This window comes from Pseudomonas sp. NLJ1, from assembly GCF_049486705.1.
Classification (GTDB): Bacteria; Pseudomonadota; Gammaproteobacteria; order Pseudomonadales; family Pseudomonadaceae; genus Aquipseudomonas; species Aquipseudomonas inefficax.
In genome coordinates, this window is sequence record NZ_CP137735.1 from 2,710,336 (window position 1) to 2,728,115 (window position 17,780).

The following is a 17,780-nucleotide window of genomic DNA, read 5'->3' on the forward strand; positions in this document are numbered from 1 at the left end:
ATGAGTGAGCTGTCGAAGGTCCCGGTCACGGTACTCAAGGGGGTTGGCGAGGCCATGGCGGAGAAACTCGCCAAGGTCGGCCTGGAAAACCTGCAGGACGTGCTGTTCCACCTGCCCCTGCGCTATCAGGACCGCACCCGCGTGGTGCCGATCGGCCAACTGCGCCCTGGCCAGGACGCGGTGATCGAGGGGGTGGTCAGCGGCGCCGACGTGACCATGGGCAAGCGCCGCAGCCTGGTGGTGCGCCTGGGTGACGGCACCGGTGTACTGAGCCTGCGCTTCTACCACTTCAGCAACGCGCAGAAGGAAGGCCTCAAGCGTGGCACCCACCTGCGCTGCTACGGCGAGGCCCGCCCCGGCGCTTCGGGCCTGGAAATCTACCACCCGGAATACCGCGCGCTGAACGGCGACGAACCGCCGCCACCGGTCGAGCAGACCCTGACACCGATCTACCCGTCCACCGAAGGCCTCACCCAGCAACGCCTGCGCCTGCTGTGCCAGCAGAGCCTGGGCCTGCTCGGCCCGCGCAGCCTGCCGGACTGGCTGCCCGACGAACTGGCCCGGGACTACCAGCTGGCGCCGCTGGACGATGCCATCCGCTACCTGCACAACCCGCCGGCCGACGCCGACCTCGACGAGCTTGCCGAAGGCCAGCACTGGGCCCAGCACCGCCTGGCCTTCGAAGAACTGCTGACCCACCAGCTGTCGCAGCAACGCCTGCGCGAAAGCCTGCGCAGCCTGCGCGCGCCGGTGCTGCCCAAGGCCCAGCGCCTGCAGGCGCAGTACCTGGCCAACCTGGGCTTCCAACCGACCGGCGCGCAGCAGCGGGTGGCCAACGAAATTGCCTACGACCTCAGCCAGCACGAGCCGATGATGCGCCTGGTGCAAGGCGATGTGGGTGCCGGCAAGACCGTGGTCGCCGCCCTGGCCGCGCTGCAGGCCCTGGAAGCCGGCTATCAGGTGGCCTTGATGGCGCCTACCGAGATCCTCGCCGAACAGCACTACATCACCTTCAAGCGCTGGCTCGAACCGCTGGGCATCGAAGTGGCCTGGCTGGCCGGCAAGCTCAAGGGCAAGGCCCGGGCAGCCGCCCTGGAGCAGATCGCCAACGGTGCGCCAATGGTGGTCGGCACCCACGCGCTGTTCCAGGAAGAAGTGAAGTTCAAGCATCTGGCCCTGGCGATCATCGATGAACAGCACCGTTTTGGCGTGCAGCAACGCCTGGCCCTGCGCAAAAAGGGCGTGGCCGGCGAATTGTGCCCGCACCAGCTGATCATGACCGCCACGCCAATTCCGCGAACCCTGGCCATGAGCGCCTATGCCGACCTGGACACCTCGGTGCTCGACGAGCTGCCGCCCGGGCGCACGCCGGTGAACACCGTGCTGGTGGCCGACAGCCGCCGCTTCGAAGTGGTCGAGCGGGTGCGCGCGGCCTGCGCCGAAGGGCGCCAGGCCTACTGGGTGTGCACCCTGATCGAAGAATCCGAAGAGCTGACCTGCCAGGCCGCCGAAAGCACCTACGAGGAGCTGGGCAGCGCCTTGGGCGAGTTGCGGGTGGGGCTGATCCACGGGCGCATGAAACCGGCGGAAAAGGCTGAGATCATGGCCGAATTCAAAGCCGGCAACCTGCAGTTGCTGGTCGCCACCACGGTCATCGAGGTGGGTGTGGACGTGCCCAACGCCAGCCTGATGATCATCGAGAACCCCGAGCGCCTGGGCCTTGCCCAGTTGCACCAGCTGCGTGGCCGGGTTGGCCGGGGCAGCGCCGTCAGCCATTGTGTGCTGCTGTACCACCCGCCACTGTCGCAGATCGGCCGCGAGCGGCTAGGGATCATGCGGGAAACCAACGATGGCTTCATCATCGCCGAAAAAGACTTGGAACTGCGTGGCCCGGGCGAGATGCTAGGCACCCGCCAGACCGGCCTGTTGCAGTTCAAGGTCGCCGACCTGATGCGCGACGCCGACCTGCTGCCGGCCGTGCGCGACGCCGCCCAGGCCCTGGTCGCACGCTGGCCGGAGCATGTCAGCCCACTGCTTGACCGCTGGCTGCGTCATGGCCAGCAATATGGCCAAGTGTGACGCTGGTCCCATAATGGATCCAGTTTTGCCCCTAGGCTGGTTATACTTCGCGTTTAAAAGAATCAGTGGATACGGACCATGACTGAAGTTGCCCTGGACACCGCAACCCCACACGCTCCCTCGGTCATCCGGCTGCTGCTCGACAAACTCGGCGTGGCCTACCGCGAGGTGGTCGAACATCCGCACCTGCCGGCAGCGGCGCGGGTACAGACCGTGCTGCTCGACGACGAGGTCGGCGCCATGATGGTGCTGTTCCCGCAGAGCCAGCTGCTGGACCTCGATCGCCTGGCGGAACTGACTGGGCGCAAGCTCACCGCGGTGTCGGTGCCGCGCCTGAAGCAGATGCTGGACAAGCACCAGCTGAAGGCATTGCCAGGTATCCCGGCGCTGACCAGCTCGCCGTGCCAGTACGAAAAAAGCCTGCTCGACGCCGAAACCGTTTTTATCCAGTCTGGCGAAGCCGGCCTGCTGCTGGCAATCGAACGCGCGCACTTCAAGCGCATGCTGGCCAAGGCAAGCGCCAGCAGCTTCGGTCAGGAAGTCGAGGCGATCAGCCCCAACCTCGATCGCCCCGATGATGACACCCGGGAAATCACCAATGCCGTCCAGGCCTTCACTGCCCGGCGCATCCACAAGCGCCTGGAAGAAACCATCGAAATTCCGCCGCTGGCCGACACCGCGCAAAAGATCATCAAGCTGCGGGTAGACCCCAACGCCAGCATCGACGATATCACCGGCGTGGTGGAGACCGACCCGGCGCTGGCTGCGCAGGTGGTGAGCTGGGCGGCATCACCCTACTACGCCTCTCCGGGCAAGATCCGCTCAGTGGAAGATGCCATCGTGCGCGTGCTGGGCTTCGACCTGGTGATCAACCTGGCCCTTGGCCTGGCGCTGGGCAAGACCCTGAGCCTGCCGAAAGACCACCCGCAGCAGGCCACGCCGTACTGGCAGCAGTCGATCTACACCGCCGCGATCATCGAAGGCCTGACCCGCGCCATGCCACGAGCCGAGCGCCCCGAGGCCGGCCTGACCTACCTGGCCGGGCTCCTGCACAACTTCGGCTATTTACTGTTGGCGCACGTGTTCCCGCCGCACTTCTCGCTGATCTGTCGCCACCTGGAGGTCAACCCGCACGTTTGCCACACCTACGTGGAACAACACCTGCTGGGCATCAGCCGCGAGCAGATCGGTGCCTGGTTGATGAAGCTGTGGGACATGCCGGAAGAACTGTCCACCGCGCTGCGCTTCCAGCACGACCCAGCCTATGAAGGCGAGTTTTCGGCGTTCCCCAACCTGGTATGCCTGGCCACCCGCCTGCTGCGCTCGCGGGGGATCGGCTCTGGGCCACAGCAGGAGATTCCGGACGAGTTGCTGGAGCGGCTGGGGATTACCCGGGACAAGGCCGAGGATGTGGTGAACAAGGTGCTCGAGGCAGAGAGCCTGTTGCGTGAGCTGGCTTCGCAGTTCCACGCACCGCACTGACATGATTGGCCCCTGTGGGAGCGGGTTTACCCGCGAAGATCGCGACGCGGTGTATGGCACCGGCTTGCCGGTGTTCGCGGGTAAACCCGCTCCCACAGGGTATGGGTCAGCAGGCCTATAGGCGTTCAGCCCTTTTTCTTCGGCTTCAGGTACTTCATCAACCCCTGGAACCACATCACCAGCGCCGGATTGCCCTTGATCTGGATGCTCTTGTCCTGAATCCCCTGCATGAACGCCAACTGCTTGTTACCTGCCTGCATGGTGGCGAAGCCATAGGCTGCGTCCTTGAAGGCAATGGCAAACGCCGGCTGCGGGTGCGCGCCGCCCTTGCTGCTGACGCGTTCGTTGCTGACGATGAAGTGCCGGGCGACCTTGCCGTCCAGGGTCTGCATCTGGAACACCAGGTCCTTGCCCTTGAGCTGCTGCTGGAACGCCGGGTTGTTGCGGCTGGCCCTGGCCATCAACAGCCCCATGGCCCAGAGAAGAAAGCGGAACTTCATCAACGCGCCTCGAATTAAAAGTGACTAAGGCGCGCAGTCTATCCTTTTCCAGAACTATTTATGCAAGTTCGAAACATTTTGCCTGCAGAAAGCACAACGGGCGCCCTGGGGCGCCCGCTTGGCTGACACTGGGGGTTGTCAGGGAGCGATCACTTGCCTTTCTTGGACGGCTTGACGGGGGCGTTGACGCTGTCACGCAGGTTCTTGCCTGGCTTGAAAGCCACGGTATTGCTGGCCTTGATCTTGACCGGTTCACCGGTTTGCGGATTCTTGCCGGTACGCGCACCGCGATGACGTTTTTCGAAGGTGCCGAAACCGACCAGGGTCACGGTGTCCTTGTCCAGGGCACCCGTGATGCTGTCGAGAATCGCGTTCAAAACCTGATTGGCCTTTTCCTTGGTCAGATCGGCCTTTTCGGCGATGACGGCGGCGAGTTCTGGTTTGCGCATAGTGAAGCCTCTTTGACGGAATTCTTGTTGTTATGCCGTGCTGCCCTTGGAGCAGCGCTCAAGGCACCGCAGGCTCTAATCTGCGGCAGACGGAAGTGAGGATGGCACGTGCACCGGGGCCGCGCCAGTATCTGGGCGGCCATTGTGCAATCAACAACAGGATAAATCCGACAGAACGCCAGCTATTTACGCCATCACGGCCGGCAGCTGGCGATTCAGGGCCAGCTTTTCCATCACGGCCGCCCCGGTGAGGGCGTAGCCCAGCAGCTTGCCGTCTGCATCAAGGCAAAGCACCTTGAGGTCACTGCCCTGCCCCTCCACCTGCCAAGTGCCTTCGTGGCCCTGGGGCGGCGGCGAGACCACCAGTGGGCAGGCCGGGGTTTTCACGGTGATCGGCATCGGCCCGTAGGCGACCGTTGTCGGCTTGCCGGCCAAGGTTTGCGCCAAGGCCCGGGCACAGCTCATCAGCGGCATCACATAGAGCAGGTTGATACCATCGACTTCGGCACAGTCGCCAAGGGCAAAGATGTTGGCGTGGGACGTACGCAACTGGCGGTCCACGCAAATGCCGCGGTTGGTCTGCAGGCCAGCGGCGGCGGCCAGGTCGGTGCGCGGGCGCAGGCCGATGGCCGAAACCACCAGGTCGCAGGCGATCACGCTGCCGTCGGACAGGTGCGCCTCCAGGCCCTGGGCCACCTGCTGCAGGCGGGTCAGTACCGGGCCCAGGTGAAAGCGCACGCCCAGGCCTTCCAGCCCGGCCTGCACGGCAGTCGCAGCGGCTGGGTGCAGCAGGGTCGGCATGATTTGCTCGCACGGCGCCACCACATCGACCTGGAAGCCGCCCTGGCTCATGTCGTTGGCGAATTCGCAGCCGATCAGGCCGGCACCGAGGATCAGCACACGCTGTTTGCCGACGGCGGCGGCACGGAAGCGCGCGTAATCTTCCAGGTCGTTGATCGGGAACACCTGTTCGCCGCCGTCGCCTTCGATCGGTACCTGCACGGTCTGCGCACCCCAGGCCAGCACCAGGTCGCGGTATTCCACCGCCTCCTCCCCAATCCAAAGGCGCTTGTGGCCTGGGTCGATGCCGCTGATGCGGGTATGGGTACGGATCTCGGCATTCAGTTGCTCGGCCATGGCGCCCGGCTCGGCCATGCACAGGCCGTCGGCGTCCTTCTGTTTGGCAAAGCCGGTGGACAGCATGGGCTTGGAGTAGGAACGACCGTCATCGGCGGTGATCAGCAGCAGTGGCGTCTGCGCATCGAGCTTGCGAAATTCACGGGCCAGGTTGTAGCCCGCAAGGCCGGTACCGATGATTACCACAGGGGACGTCATGTCGTGCTTTCCTCGATTAGCCGATGGAGATCATTTCAAAGTCGCTCTTGCCCACGCCGCAGTCGGGGCACAGCCAGTCTTCAGGCACATCTTCCCAGCGGGTGCCGGGGGCGATGCCGTCGTCGGGCCAGCCTTCGGCTTCGTCGTAGATCAGGCCACAGACAATACATTGCCACTTTTTCATGGGGGTGGGATTCCTCGGTTCAGGCTGGGGCTGTGTTGCGGCTGATGGCCCTTTCGCGGCTAAAGCCGCTCCCACAAGGACCGCACAGCAGCAGAGGTTGTGCGTTCCCTGTGGGAGCGGCTTTAGCCGCGAAGAAGCCAGCGCGCGATTCGTGGGGGCTTTGTAGCGGCCCTGTCGGCAGTATGCAAGCAGTCGGGGCAATCATGCTAAGCTCGCCGCCTCTCTGGTTGTAACAAGCAGACCGACGTGTCGTACGAATCCCCGCAAGCAGCCGCTGTCGCGTGGCTGCCGTATTCACAGCTGGCGACCGATCTCGACCAGCCCACCCTTGACTGGCTGTTCGACGAGGGCTCGCTGACCCGCCGCCTGACCCGTCTGTCCAACGATCACTTCTCCGTCACCCCGCTGTTCGAGGGCTGGCAACCGCTGCGCGATGACGAATGCCAGGCACTGGGCACCACCGCCGGCGCCGAAGGCTGGGTGCGTGAGGTGTACCTGCGCGGCCATGGCCAACCTTGGGTGTTCGCCCGCAGCGTCGCCAGCCGCAGCGCCCTGGAGCGCGGTGGGCTGGACCTGGAAACCCTGGGCAGCCGTTCGCTGGGCGAGTTGCTGTTCTGTGACCAGGCGTTCATCCGCCACCCCATCGAGGTGTGCAGTTATCCACAGGCCTGGCTACCGAGCGAAGCGGCACACGTGGCGCTGTGGGGCCGCCGTTCGCGCTTCGAACGTGGCGGCCTGGACCTGCTGGTAGCAGAGGTGTTTCTGCCAGCATTGTGGCAAGCGGCCAAGGAGGAAAACCGCTGATGTACCTGCAACTGCTCAAGTCGCTCAACCACCTGCACCCACGGGCCTGGGACTTCGTCCAGCTCAGCCGCATGGATCGGCCGATTGGTATCTACCTGCTGCTGTGGCCGACCTTGTCGGCGGTGTGGATTGCCGGCAACGGTTCACCAACCCTGGCCAACGTGCTGATCTTCGGCCTCGGTGTGGTGCTGATGCGCGCCGCAGGTTGCTGCATCAACGACTTTGCCGACCGCAAGGTGGACGGCCATGTCAAACGCACCGCCGACCGCCCCCTGGCCAGCGGCCGGGTTCGCCCGCGCGAAGCACTGGCGCTGTTCGCCATCCTGGTCGGCGTGAGCTTCCTGCTGGTGCTGTGCACCAACAGCCGCACGGTGTGGCTGTCGTTCGGTGCGGTAGCACTGGCGTTCTGCTACCCGTTCATGAAGCGCTACACCTATTACCCGCAGGTGGTACTGGGGGCGGCGTATTCCTGGGGTATTCCCATGGCCTTCACCGCAGCGGGCGGCGAACTGCCGGCCAGCGCCTGGCTGCTGTACATCGCCAACCTGCTGTGGACGGTGGGCTACGACACCTACTACGCCATGGTCGACCGTGATGACGACCTGAAGATCGGCGTGAAGTCGACCGCTATCCTGTTCGGCGACGCCGACCGCACCATCATCCTGACCTTGCAGCTGCTGTCGCTGGGCTGCCTGTTGCTGGCCGGCAGCCGCTTCGAGCTGGGTGGCTGGTTCCACCTGGGGCTGCTGGGCGCGGCGGCGTGCTTTGCCTGGGAGTACTGGTCGACGCGCAAGCTGGACCGGGAGTCGTGCTTCAAGGCGTTTCTGCACAACCACTGGGCCGGGATGCTGGTGTTCATCGGGGTGGTGCTGGATTACGCATTGCGCTGAACGCACCGCCCTTGTGGGAGCGGGTTTACCCGCGAATGCAATGCTTGCTGCACTGCAGCATTCGCGGCTGAACTCGCTCCCACAAGGAAAGCGGACACTCTCAAGGCTTGGCGATATGCCAGACATCCTTCACGCCATCACCGGTCTTGTCCCCGGCCTTCTTGTCCTTGATGAATGTATACAGCGGCTTGCCGTCATAGGCCCACTGCTTGCTGCCGTCATCGCGCATCACCACCGTCCACTTGTCCTTGGCCGGTTCGTCATTGGCCTTGACCATCAGTGGTGGCCAGTTGGTGGCGCATTCGCCGTTGCACATCGACTTGCCGCCCGCATCCTTGTCGAAGGTGTACAGGGTCATGCCGGCATGGTCGACCAACATGCCGCCCTTCTCCATCGCATGGTCGGCAGAGGCCACCCCCGGTAGCGCCAGCGCAGTGAAAAGGGCCATCCAGCTCAGCGTTTGTCGTGTCATTGGATTCACCATTGTTTCGGGGGGATTGAGTTGAAATTGCCGCGATTGCGGCTCTTTCAAGCCTAGTTCAGTCATGGAATGTCGCCAGAACAGCCAACACCCTGTCACACAGCTGCAATAATTCCGTTATCTAATGCGGGCCAAGACACCGTATCCAGGAGAGGTTTTGAGCATGGTTGGCAGGAACATTCTGATCGTCGACGACGAAGCACCGATTCGCGAGATGATCGCCGTTGCCCTGGAAATGGCCGGCTATGACTGCCTGGAAGCGGAAAACTCCCAACAGGCCCACGCGATCATCGTCGACCGCAAACCGGACCTGATCCTGCTCGACTGGATGCTGCCGGGCACCTCCGGCATCGAGTTGGCCCGCCGCCTCAAGCGCGACGAACTGACCGGCGACATCCCGATCATCATGCTCACTGCCAAGGGTGAAGAGGACAACAAGATCCAGGGCCTGGAAGTAGGCGCCGATGATTACATCACCAAGCCGTTCTCGCCGCGCGAGCTGGTCGCCCGCCTGAAAGCCGTGCTGCGCCGCACCGGCCCGAGCGACAGCGAGGCACCGATCGAAGTCGGCGGCCTGCTGCTCGACCCGATCAGCCACCGCGTGACCATCGACGGCAAGCCAGCCGAGATGGGCCCTACCGAATACCGCCTGCTGCAGTTCTTCATGACCCACCAGGAGCGCGCCTACACCCGTGGCCAGCTGCTTGACCAGGTGTGGGGTGGTAATGTCTATGTCGAAGAACGCACCGTCGACGTGCACATCCGCCGGCTGCGCAAGGCGCTGGGTGAAGCCTACGAAAATCTGGTACAAACCGTCCGGGGCACCGGCTACCGCTTCTCGACCAAGAGCTGATCGAGCCGAAAAGCGCCAAGCTGCACGTCGTTGTACAAGGACCGTCAATTGAACCAGAACTGGCACGCGACCCTGATTCGCCACCTGCTGCTGCTGATTACCGTCTGCCTGATCGGCGGGCTGGTCAGTGGCTACTATGGATGGAGCCTGGCCATCGGCCTGGCGCTCTATCTGGGCTGGACCCTCAAGCAACTGCTGCGCCTGCATGACTGGCTACGCAACCACCAGCCCGACGAAGCACCGCCCGATGGCTACGGCCTGTGGGGCGAAGTGTTCGACAGCATCTACCACCTGCAACGCCGCGACCAGCGCGTGCGCGGCCGCCTGCAAGCGGTGATCGACAGGGTGCAGGAGTCTACGGCCGCACTGCGTGACGCGGTGATCATGCTCGACAGCGACGGCAACCTGGAATGGTGGAACCGCGCCGCCGAGACCCTTCTGGGCTTCAAGACCCCACAGGACGGCGGCCAGCAAGTGACCAACCTGGTGCGCCACCCGCGCTTCAAGGAATACTTCGAGGCGGAAAACTACCTCGAACCGCTGGAGATTCCCTCGCCGATCAACGACCGCATGCGCGTGCAGTTGCACATCACCCGCTATGGCAACAACGAGCACCTGATGCTGGTGCGCGATGTTACCCGCATCCACCAGCTGGAGCAGATGCGCAAGGACTTTGTCGCCAACGTCTCCCACGAGCTGCGCACACCGCTGACGGTGATCACCGGCTACCTGGAAACCCTGCTGGACAATGTCGAGGACGTGAACCCGCGCTGGAGCCGAGCCCTGCAGCAGATGAGCCAGCAAGGCTCGCGCATGCAGACACTGCTCAACGACCTGTTGCTGCTGGCCAAGCTGGAGGCCACCGACTACCCGTCGGACAACCAGCCGGTAGCGGTCGATGCCTTGCTCGCCGCGATCAAGAACGACGCCCAGGCCCTGTCCGGGCCGCGCAACCAGCGCATCACCCTGGAAGCCGCGCCCGGCGTGCAGTTGAAGGGAAGCGAGTCGGAGCTGCGCAGCGCCTTTTCCAACCTGGTGTTCAACGCGGTCAAGTACACCCAGGACGAAGGCAGCATCCGTATCCGCTGGTGGGCCGATGCCCAGGGCGCGCACCTGTCGGTGCAGGACTCGGGGGTGGGCATCGATGCCAAGCACCTGCCGCGCCTGACCGAGCGCTTCTACCGGGTCGATTCCAGCCGTGCGTCGAATACCGGCGGCACCGGGCTGGGGCTGGCGATCGTCAAGCATGTGCTGATGCGCCACCGCGGCAAGCTGGAGATCAGCAGCGTGCCGGGGCATGGCAGTACCTTTACCTGTCACTTCGCGACGGCACAATTGGCCAACGGCAAGGCTTGAGGACCTGGGGGGCTGCCTTGCAGCCCATCGCCGGCAAGCCAGCTCCCACAGATGCTCCGCTCTCCCCCGTGGGCGCTGGCTTGCCGGCGATGGGCCGCAAAGCGGCCCCAATGAATCCACCACACTTTGCTTTTGCGGCCCCAGCCGCTACATTGGACCCCCTGTGCCAGCAAGAGCTGGCTCTTTTTTTCTCTCTATCTCGAAGACGGACCCCGTAAAAACTCCATCATGGACCCTTCCCCTGGTATCAGCCTCACCTCGTTATTCGCCGATTTCGGCATGATCATCTTTGCCTTGCTCCTGGTGCTGCTCAACGGCTTCTTCGTTGCCGCCGAGTTCGCCATGGTCAAGCTGCGCGCCACCCGCGTCGAGTCCATCGCCGAGCTGCACGGCTGGCGTGGCAGCATCCTGCGCAAGGTACACAACCAGCTCGACGCCTACCTGTCGGCCTGCCAGCTGGGCATCACCCTCGCCTCGCTGGGCCTGGGCTGGGTCGGTGAACCGGCGTTCGCCCACCTGCTCGAGCCGCTGCTGGCATACCTGGGCGTGGACACGCCCGAGCTGATCAAGGCCATCTCGTTCTTCGTCGCCTTCTTCGTCATCTCGTACCTGCACATCGTGGTCGGCGAGCTTGCGCCCAAGTCCTGGGCCATCCGCAAGCCCGAACTGCTGTCGCTGTGGACCGCCGTGCCGCTGTACCTGTTCTACTGGGTGATGTACCCGGCCATCTACCTGCTCAATGCCAGTGCCAACGCCATCCTGCGCATCGCTGGCCAGGGCGAGCCCGGCCCGCACCACGAGCACCACTACAGCCGTGAAGAGCTCAAGCTGATCCTGCACTCCAGCCGTGGCCAGGACCCGAGCGACCAGGGCATGCGCGTGCTGGCCTCGGCCGTGGAAATGGGCGAGCTGGAGGTGGTCGACTGGGCCAACTCGCGCGAGGACATGGTCAGCATCGACGCCCATGCGCCGTTGAAGCAGATCCTCGCCCTGGTGCGCCGTCACAAGTTCAGCCGCTACCCGGTTTACGACGCCGAGCGGGAGGAGTTCACCGGCCTGCTGCATATCAAGGACCTGCTGCTGGAACTGGCCGAACTCGAGCACCTGCCCGAAACCATCGACCTCGACGACCTTGCCCGGCCACTGGAGCGCGTGTCGCGGCACATGCCGCTGGCGCAGTTGCTGGAGCAGTTCCGCAAGGGCGGCGCGCACTTCGTGCTGGTGGAGGAAGCCGATGGCAAGGTAATTGGCTACCTGACCATGGAAGACGTGCTGGAAGTGCTGGTAGGCGACATCCAGGACGAACACCGCAAGACCGAGCGCGGCATCCTCGCCTACCAGCCTGGCAAGCTGCTGGTGCGTGGCGACACGCCGCTGTTCAAGGTCGAACGCCTGCTGGGCGTCGACCTTGACCATATCGAGGCGGAAACCCTGGCGGGGCTGGTCTACGAGACACTCAAGCGCGTACCTGAAGAAGAGGAAGTGCTGGAGGTTGAAGGGCTGCGTATCATCATCAAGAAGATGAAAGGGCCGAAGATCGTGCTGGCCAAGGTGCTCAAGCTGGATTGAGGGCCAGGGGGCTGCTTTGCAGCCCATCGCGACACAAGGCCGCTCCTACAGGGGTTCGCGTGTCCCTGTAGGAGCGGCCTTGTGTCGCGATAGGGCCGCAAAGCGGCCCCAAAAATCTCAAGGGTTACCCGCAGTGAAGTCAGGCAATCCACCGATCGGCCTGTCGAACCGATAAGGTATCGACTCCAGCGCCAACCCCACATTGCGCTGCACCACGAAATGCAGGTGCGGCCCGGTGCTGTTACCGGTATTGCCCGACTTGGCCAGCATCTGCCCCTGGCGCACTCGTTGCCCCTCCGCTACCACCACCGAACCGCGCATCAGGTGCAGGTACACGCCCATGGTGCCGTCCGGGTGCAGGACCCTGACGAAATTGCCTGACGGGTTGGGGCCGCGCCCGCTCTGGCTGTTCTCCGTCTTCACTACCACCCCTTCCCGCGCCGCGATGATGGTGGTGCCTTCGGGCATGGCGATATCCATGGCATAGCGCCCCTTGGGCCCAAAATGACTGACCCGGCCATTGGGGCCCTGGGTCACGCGGAACGGCCCGCCAATCCAGGGGAATGCATAGCGAAAGCCCTGGGGCCGCTTGCCCGGATCGCCCATGGCCTGCAGCAGAGTCGAGCGGTAGTTCAACAGCAGCCCGGGCCGCCCCCTGAGCACGCTGAGCATTTGCGTGGTGCGCGGCGGCAGCACCCGGCGCACCGTGCGCGGGGCATTGCCACCTTGTGCGTTCACCAGGTTGTCCAGGCGCAACTCAACCTCCACTGGCACATGCAGCTGGTTGCGGGCCGAAAAGCTCACGCCGCCGTTGAAGGTTATCGCGTTCAGCAGCACCTGGCCTTCGGGCACTTCCACCATGGGTACGCGCCGCACAAAGGTTTTGGCACCGGGGCCGGGCCGGTCGGAATAGGAGGTCACACGGCCATCATCGGTGATCTCGTAAATGGTCATGCCCAGGCTCGACGCCGAGGCCATGAGCAATGCACAGAACAGCAGCAGGCGGGCGGGCATGATAGTGGCTTTTTGACAGTTATGATCTGTCGAAGACTAGCAGCGGGTTTTGCGGCGGGTATTGCAGTTGGTCGGATGGCCGTGGGCTGCACAGTTTTTTGTAGGCGCGGCCTTGTGTCGCGAAAGGGCTGCGCAGCAGCCCCAGGATTTCAGCGTCGCCGTATCGATTGCTGGGGCTGCTTTGCAGCCCTTTCGCGACACAAGGCCGCTCCTACAAAGAGGGCGGTGTGAGGTTGGAGTCAGGCGCCGGGGGTGAAATGCTTCTGCGCCGTCCCGCGGGCAATCAGCCGCGACAGGTAGTCGAGCTTCTGAGCATCCTGGTCGACGAACTTGAAGGTCAGTTGCAACCAGTCACTGTCGGGCTTGGGTTCCAGTGCCGCGACGGCATGCAGGTAGCCGTTAAGGCGGGCAACCTCGGCGTTCTCGCCCTGCTCCAGGTCCAGCACCGCGCCTTCCAGGACCTGGGGCAGCGCGTCGCCACGGCGCACCACCAGCAAGGCCTCTTTAAGGCTTAGCGCCTTGATCACGCACGGCTGCATGCCGCCTGCCAGGCGCAACTGGCCCTGGCCACGGCCGGTCGGCGCGGGGGCGGCGGGCCGGGGGGCGTTGGTCACTGGCCGGGCGGGAGCCGGTGCAGCTGCCGGCGCCGCAACCTTTACCGCTTCAGGCTTGCCGGCTGTCAGCGCATTCAGCGAGTCATTGGCGAACGCCGAGTTGACCCGTGCCGGGCCGCTGGCCATGAGGCTGTCGAGCTTGCCGATCCTGGTCAGGGCCTTTTTCACCTTGGTCAGCAACTGCTCGTTGGTGAACGGTTTGCCGACAAAATCGGAAACGCCCGCCTGGATCGCCTGGATGACGTTTTCCTTGTCGCCACGGCTGGTCACCATGATGAACTGCAGGTTCTTCAACTCTGGCTGCTGGCGGCACCAGGTGAGCAGCTCAAGCCCGGACATTTCCGGCATCTCCCAGTCGCACAGGACCAGGTCGAACGCTTCCTTGCCCAGCATGGCCATGGCCTTGCGACCGTTGACGGCGTCGTCGATGGTCATGCCCGGGAAGGCATTGCGCAGGCATTTGCGGACCAGATCACGGATAAACGGGGCGTCATCCACGACCAGCACATTCACTTTACTCATCGATACTCCTTCTGAATCCCGACTAGCCTACCGCCGAATAATGGCCACTTGCTACAACTTGGTCACGCCGGGACTTCTTCACATCGTTCGCGGGTGCCTGCCGGCTCCTCGACCGCAAACGAAAACGCCCGGCCAAGGCCGGGCGTCGATGCTCGGGAGCAACCTTACTTATCGTCAGGTTCGCCCGGAACATTAGCGTTTTCGCCATCAGAAACAGCAGTGCCCTGCACTTCTGCCGTCATACGCTTGAGGCCCATGTGACGCACGTCGGTGCCGCGCACCAGGTAGATCACCAGCTCGGAGATGTTGCGCGCATGGTCGCCGATACGCTCCAGCGAACGCAGGACCCAGATCACGCTCAGTACCCGCGAGATCGAGCGCGGGTCTTCCATCATGTAGGTCACCAGCTCACGCAGGGCGGTCTTGTATTCACGGTCGATGGTCTTGTCGTACTGGGCCACCGACAGCGCCAGGTCGGCGTCGAAGCGGGCAAAGGCGTCCAGCGCGTCGCGGACCATGTTGCGCACCTGGTCGCCGATATGGCGCACCTCGACATAGCCGCGCGGCGACTCGCCTTCCTCGCACAACTGGATGGCGCGACGGGCGATCTTGGTCGATTCGTCACCAATGCGCTCCAGGTCGATCACCGACTTGGAGATGCTGATGATCAGGCGCAGGTCGGAGGCCGCCGGCTGACGACGGGCGAGGATGCGCAGGCACTCCTCGTCGATGTTGCGCTCCATCTGGTTGATCTGCTCGTCGACTTCGCGCACTTGCTGGGCCAGGCCCGAGTCGGCTTCGATCAGCGCAGTGACTGCGTCGTTGACCTGCTTTTCGACCAGGCCGCCCATGGCCAGCAGGTGGCTGCGCACCTCTTCGAGCTCGGCGTTGAACTGCTGGGAAATGTGATGGGTAAGGCTTTCTTTGTTGATCATCGTTCGCTCCGCGAAGAAGCTGCAAGCTTCAAGTAGTTCGTGTCATTCCCTGGTCCACCTTGGCAAACACATCCTGTGGGAGCGGGTTCACCCGCGAACACCGGCGAAGCCGGTGCCAGACACCGCGGCGACTGCTTCGCGGGTAAACCCGCTCCCACAGGGGCCAGGTACCTGTCCCGAGCGGCGATCAGCCGTAGCGACCAGTGATGTAGTCTTCGGTCTGCTTCTTCGCCGGGTTGGTGAACAGGGTGTCGGTATCCCCGAATTCGACCAGTTTGCCCATGTACATGAACGCGGTGTAGTCCGAAACACGGGCCGCCTGCTGCATGTTGTGGGTCACGATGACGATGGTGTACTTGGATTTCAATTCGTAGATCAGTTCCTCGACCTTCAAGGTCGAGATCGGGTCCAGTGCCGAGCACGGTTCGTCGAGCAGCAGCACTTCCGGCTCCACGGCGATGGTGCGGGCAATGACCAGACGCTGTTGCTGGCCACCGGAAAGGCCCAGTGCCGACTCGTGCAGGCGGTCCTTGACCTCGTCCCACAGGGCCGCACCCTTCAGCGCCCATTCAACCGCTTCGTCGAGCACGCGCTTCTTGTTGATGCCCTGGATGCGCAGGCCGTAGACCACGTTTTCGTAGATGGTCTTGGGGAACGGGTTGGGCTTCTGGAACACCATGCCCACACGGCGGCGCAGCTCGGCCACGTCTTCGCCCTTGCGGTAGATGTTGTTGCCATACAGATTGATGGCGCCTTCCACGCGGCAGCCATCAACCAGGTCGTTCATGCGGTTGAAGGTACGCAGCAGGGTCGACTTGCCGCAGCCGGACGGGCCGATGAAGGCGGTCACACGCTGCTTGGGGATGTTCATCTGCACATCGAACAGCGCTTGCTTGTCACCGTAGAACAGGCTCAGGCCTGGCACTTCGATGGCTACGGTTTCTTCGGCCAGGCGCAGGCTCTGCTTGTCGCGGCCCAGGGCAGACATGTCGATGCCGTGGGCATGGGATTCTTGCTGCATGGTCAACTCCATACGCTAACAATTCGTTTCAAAGGGCCGCCCGGCTCGCGGGCGGCACGCTTGCAATCAGGTTCAGCTGTCGAGGGCCTTGTACTTCTCGCGCAGGTGGTTACGGATCCACACGGCCGAGAGGTTGAGGGCCGCGATCACCAGCACCAGCAGCAACGCGGTGGCATAAACCAGCGGCCGCGCGGCCTCGACGTTAGGGCTCTGGAAGCCGACGTCATAGATGTGGAAGCCCAGGTGCATGATCTTCTGGTCCAGATGCAGGTACGGGTAGTTCCCGTCCACCGGCAGCGACGGAGCCAGCTTTACCACGCCCACCAGCATAAGTGGCGCCACTTCACCAGCGGCGCGGGCCACGGCGAGGATCATGCCGGTCATCATCGCCGGGCTGGCCATCGGCAGGACGATCTTCCACAGGGTTTCGGCCTTGGTCGCGCCCAGGGCCAGCGAGCCTTCGCGCACGGTGCGCGGGATACGCGCCAGGCCTTCCTCGGTGGCCACGATCACCACCGGCACGGCCAGCAGCGCCAGGGTCAGCGATGCCCACAGCAAGCCCGGGGTACCCAGGGTTGGCGCCGGCAGTGCTTCGGGGAAGAACAGGCGGTCGATCGAGCCACCCAGCACGTAGACGAAGAAGCCCAGGCCGAACACGCCGTAGACGATCGCCGGTACACCGGCCAGGTTGTTCACCGCGATTCGGATCAGGCGGGTCACCGGGCCCTGTCTGGCGTATTCGCGAAGGTACACGGCAGCCAACACACCGAACGGAGTGACGATCACGGCCATGATCAGGGTCATCATCACGGTACCGAAGATGGCCGGGAAGATACCGCCCTCGGTGTTGGCTTCACGCGGATCGTCGCTGAGGAACTCCCAGACCTTGGTGAAGTAGGTGCCCAGCTTGGTGAACCCCGACATGGCATTCGGCTGGATGGCGTGCACCACCTTGCTCAGGTTGATTTCCACTTCACGGCCGTTGCCATCGCGGGCCACCAGGCTGTCGCGGGCGAAGGCCTGGTGCAGGCCGGTCAGACGGTCTTCGATGGCCTTGTAGCGGCTGTTCAGCTCGGCGCGATCAGCGTCCATGTCGGCCTGGGCAGCGGCGTCCAGCTTGCCCTCCAGCTCCAGCTTGCGGGCCTGCAGGCGCAGGCGCTCGAGGCCATGGTTGATGGCACCGATGTCTTTCTTCTCGAGGCTTTGCAGTTCGCTGTTGAGCTGGTTGGCACGCTTCAGGCGGGCCTGCAGTTCGTTCCAGGCAGCAGCGCCTTCGGCGACCACGCGGCCTTCTTCCTTGACGCTGACCAGGTAGCCGTAGAAGTTGCCCCACTCGCGGCGCTCCAGGGCGATCAGGTCGGTCGGGTGCTTCTCATCGATCAGCCAATCGCCAACCACCCAGGTGAAGTCGCTGCCGTTGAGATCGCGGTTGCCCACCTTGATCAGCTCACGGGTCATGAACTCCGGGCCCTGGTCAGGCACTGGCAGGCCGGCGCCCTTCAGGCGGGCACGGGGTACTTCCTCCTTTTGCACCACTTCGCCGATGACGACATGATCGGCCTGGCCCGGCACCTTGTAAGTGGCCTGGACAAGATCGGCCGGCCAGAAGTGGCCCAGGCCGCGCACGGCAATCACCGCCAGCAGGCCAACGGTCATGATCACTGCCATGGCCACCGCGCCGCCGCTCATCCA

Annotated in this window: 17 protein-coding genes; 7 read left to right on the plus strand and 10 right to left on the minus strand. The window is 63.8% G+C overall.

Annotated elements, in window-relative coordinates:
- Entirely contained in the window at positions 1 to 2,079 is a 2,079-nt protein-coding gene (gene recG, locus R9B85_RS12140; protein WP_112249427.1) for an ATP-dependent DNA helicase RecG, read from the plus strand.
- Between the two features lie 78 nt (positions 2,080 to 2,157).
- Entirely contained in the window at positions 2,158 to 3,561 is a 1,404-nt protein-coding gene (locus tag R9B85_RS12145; protein WP_252379157.1) for an aminoacyl-tRNA deacylase and HDOD domain-containing protein, read from the plus strand.
- Positions 3,562 to 3,686: 125 nt separating this feature from the next.
- Here R9B85_RS12145 and R9B85_RS12150 read toward each other — a convergent pair whose 3' ends face one another.
- The 4 genes from R9B85_RS12150 to R9B85_RS12165 form a co-directional block, all read right to left on the minus strand.
- Positions 3,687 to 4,061, minus strand: a complete 375-nt coding sequence (locus R9B85_RS12150; RefSeq protein WP_112249429.1) for a helicase — start codon at positions 4,059 to 4,061, stop codon at positions 3,687 to 3,689.
- 149 nt (positions 4,062 to 4,210) lie between these two features.
- On the minus strand, positions 4,211 to 4,510 hold the full coding sequence (locus R9B85_RS12155; protein WP_112249430.1) for an HU family DNA-binding protein: 300 nt from the start codon (positions 4,508 to 4,510) through the stop codon (positions 4,211 to 4,213).
- A gap of 186 nt (positions 4,511 to 4,696) precedes the next feature.
- Positions 4,697 to 5,845 (minus strand): NAD(P)/FAD-dependent oxidoreductase, encoded by a 1,149-nt coding sequence (locus R9B85_RS12160; protein ID WP_423771038.1) that lies wholly within the window; start codon positions 5,843 to 5,845, stop codon positions 4,697 to 4,699.
- Between the two features lie 16 nt (positions 5,846 to 5,861).
- Positions 5,862 to 6,029: a rubredoxin gene (locus tag R9B85_RS12165; protein ID WP_003253349.1), complete on the minus strand. Its 168-nt coding sequence runs from the start codon at positions 6,027 to 6,029 to the stop codon at positions 5,862 to 5,864.
- 246 nt (positions 6,030 to 6,275) lie between these two features.
- Between R9B85_RS12165 and R9B85_RS12170 the strand changes: the two genes are divergently transcribed.
- Positions 6,276 to 6,833 (plus strand): chorismate--pyruvate lyase family protein, encoded by a 558-nt coding sequence (locus R9B85_RS12170; protein WP_112249432.1) that lies wholly within the window; start codon positions 6,276 to 6,278, stop codon positions 6,831 to 6,833.
- Positions 6,833 to 7,723, plus strand: coding sequence for a 4-hydroxybenzoate octaprenyltransferase (ubiA, locus tag R9B85_RS12175; protein WP_133969750.1), 891 nt, complete (start codon positions 6,833 to 6,835; stop codon positions 7,721 to 7,723). The genes R9B85_RS12170 and ubiA overlap by 1 nt, the downstream gene beginning before the upstream one ends.
- Positions 7,724 to 7,823: 100 nt before the next feature.
- On the opposite strand, the gene R9B85_RS12180 is transcribed toward ubiA, so the two are convergent.
- Positions 7,824 to 8,195, minus strand: a complete 372-nt coding sequence (locus R9B85_RS12180; RefSeq protein WP_112249433.1) for a COG4315 family predicted lipoprotein — start codon at positions 8,193 to 8,195, stop codon at positions 7,824 to 7,826.
- A gap of 172 nt (positions 8,196 to 8,367) precedes the next feature.
- Between R9B85_RS12180 and phoB the strand changes: the two genes are divergently transcribed.
- From phoB to R9B85_RS12195, 3 genes are all read left to right on the plus strand, one after another.
- Positions 8,368 to 9,057 (plus strand): phosphate regulon transcriptional regulator PhoB, encoded by a 690-nt coding sequence (gene phoB, locus R9B85_RS12185; protein WP_003253341.1) that lies wholly within the window; start codon positions 8,368 to 8,370, stop codon positions 9,055 to 9,057.
- 48 nt (positions 9,058 to 9,105) lie between these two features.
- On the plus strand, positions 9,106 to 10,413 hold the full coding sequence (phoR, locus tag R9B85_RS12190) for a phosphate regulon sensor histidine kinase PhoR (protein ID WP_375149963.1): 1,308 nt from the start codon (positions 9,106 to 9,108) through the stop codon (positions 10,411 to 10,413).
- Between the two features lie 228 nt (positions 10,414 to 10,641).
- Positions 10,642 to 11,982, plus strand: coding sequence for a hemolysin family protein (locus R9B85_RS12195; RefSeq protein ID WP_112249435.1), 1,341 nt, complete (start codon positions 10,642 to 10,644; stop codon positions 11,980 to 11,982).
- A gap of 117 nt (positions 11,983 to 12,099) precedes the next feature.
- Here the strand turns inward: R9B85_RS12195 and R9B85_RS12200 are convergent, their stop codons facing one another.
- The 5 genes from R9B85_RS12200 to pstA all read right to left on the minus strand — a co-directional run bounded on the left by R9B85_RS12200 (position 12,100) and on the right by pstA (position 17,777).
- A complete protein-coding gene (locus R9B85_RS12200) occupies positions 12,100 to 12,996 on the minus strand; it encodes a M23 family metallopeptidase (protein ID WP_133969754.1) in 897 nt (298 codons plus the stop codon).
- Between the two features lie 239 nt (positions 12,997 to 13,235).
- Positions 13,236 to 14,132: a response regulator gene (locus tag R9B85_RS12205; RefSeq protein ID WP_423771039.1), complete on the minus strand. Its 897-nt coding sequence runs from the start codon at positions 14,130 to 14,132 to the stop codon at positions 13,236 to 13,238.
- Positions 14,133 to 14,296: 164 nt separating this feature from the next.
- Entirely contained in the window at positions 14,297 to 15,067 is a 771-nt protein-coding gene (gene phoU, locus R9B85_RS12210; RefSeq protein WP_112249438.1) for a phosphate signaling complex protein PhoU, read from the minus strand.
- A 187-nt stretch (positions 15,068 to 15,254) separates the two neighbouring features.
- Positions 15,255 to 16,088, minus strand: coding sequence for a phosphate ABC transporter ATP-binding protein PstB (gene pstB, locus R9B85_RS12215; RefSeq protein ID WP_112249440.1), 834 nt, complete (start codon positions 16,086 to 16,088; stop codon positions 15,255 to 15,257).
- 72 nt (positions 16,089 to 16,160) lie between these two features.
- On the minus strand, positions 16,161 to 17,777 hold the full coding sequence (gene pstA / locus R9B85_RS12220; RefSeq protein ID WP_215520567.1) for a phosphate ABC transporter permease PstA: 1,617 nt from the start codon (positions 17,775 to 17,777) through the stop codon (positions 16,161 to 16,163).
- Positions 17,778 to 17,780: the final 3 nt, after the last annotated feature.

Coding starts and splice junctions, on each gene's coding strand:
- ubiA (WP_133969750.1), top strand. CDS start 6,833: ATGTACCTGCAACTGCTCAAGTCGCTCAACCACCTGCACCCACGGGCC.
- pstA (WP_215520567.1), bottom strand. CDS start 17,777: ATGAGCGGCGGCGCGGTGGCCATGGCAGTGATCATGACCGTTGGCCTG.
- R9B85_RS12180 (WP_112249433.1), bottom strand. CDS start 8,195: ATGACACGACAAACGCTGAGCTGGATGGCCCTTTTCACTGCGCTGGCG.
- R9B85_RS12155 (WP_112249430.1), bottom strand. CDS start 4,510: ATGCGCAAACCAGAACTCGCCGCCGTCATCGCCGAAAAGGCCGATCTG.
- recG (WP_112249427.1), top strand. CDS start 1: ATGAGTGAGCTGTCGAAGGTCCCGGTCACGGTACTCAAGGGGGTTGGC.
- R9B85_RS12205 (WP_423771039.1), bottom strand. CDS start 14,132: ATGAGTAAAGTGAATGTGCTGGTCGTGGATGACGCCCCGTTTATCCGT.
- R9B85_RS12195 (WP_112249435.1), top strand. CDS start 10,642: ATGGACCCTTCCCCTGGTATCAGCCTCACCTCGTTATTCGCCGATTTC.
- R9B85_RS12165 (WP_003253349.1), bottom strand. CDS start 6,029: ATGAAAAAGTGGCAATGTATTGTCTGTGGCCTGATCTACGACGAAGCC.
- phoB (WP_003253341.1), top strand. CDS start 8,368: ATGGTTGGCAGGAACATTCTGATCGTCGACGACGAAGCACCGATTCGC.
- R9B85_RS12200 (WP_133969754.1), bottom strand. CDS start 12,996: ATGCCCGCCCGCCTGCTGCTGTTCTGTGCATTGCTCATGGCCTCGGCG.
- R9B85_RS12150 (WP_112249429.1), bottom strand. CDS start 4,061: ATGAAGTTCCGCTTTCTTCTCTGGGCCATGGGGCTGTTGATGGCCAGG.
- phoU (WP_112249438.1), bottom strand. CDS start 15,067: ATGATCAACAAAGAAAGCCTTACCCATCACATTTCCCAGCAGTTCAAC.
- R9B85_RS12160 (WP_423771038.1), bottom strand. CDS start 5,845: ATGACGTCCCCTGTGGTAATCATCGGTACCGGCCTTGCGGGCTACAAC.
- R9B85_RS12145 (WP_252379157.1), top strand. CDS start 2,158: ATGACTGAAGTTGCCCTGGACACCGCAACCCCACACGCTCCCTCGGTC.
- pstB (WP_112249440.1), bottom strand. CDS start 16,088: ATGCAGCAAGAATCCCATGCCCACGGCATCGACATGTCTGCCCTGGGC.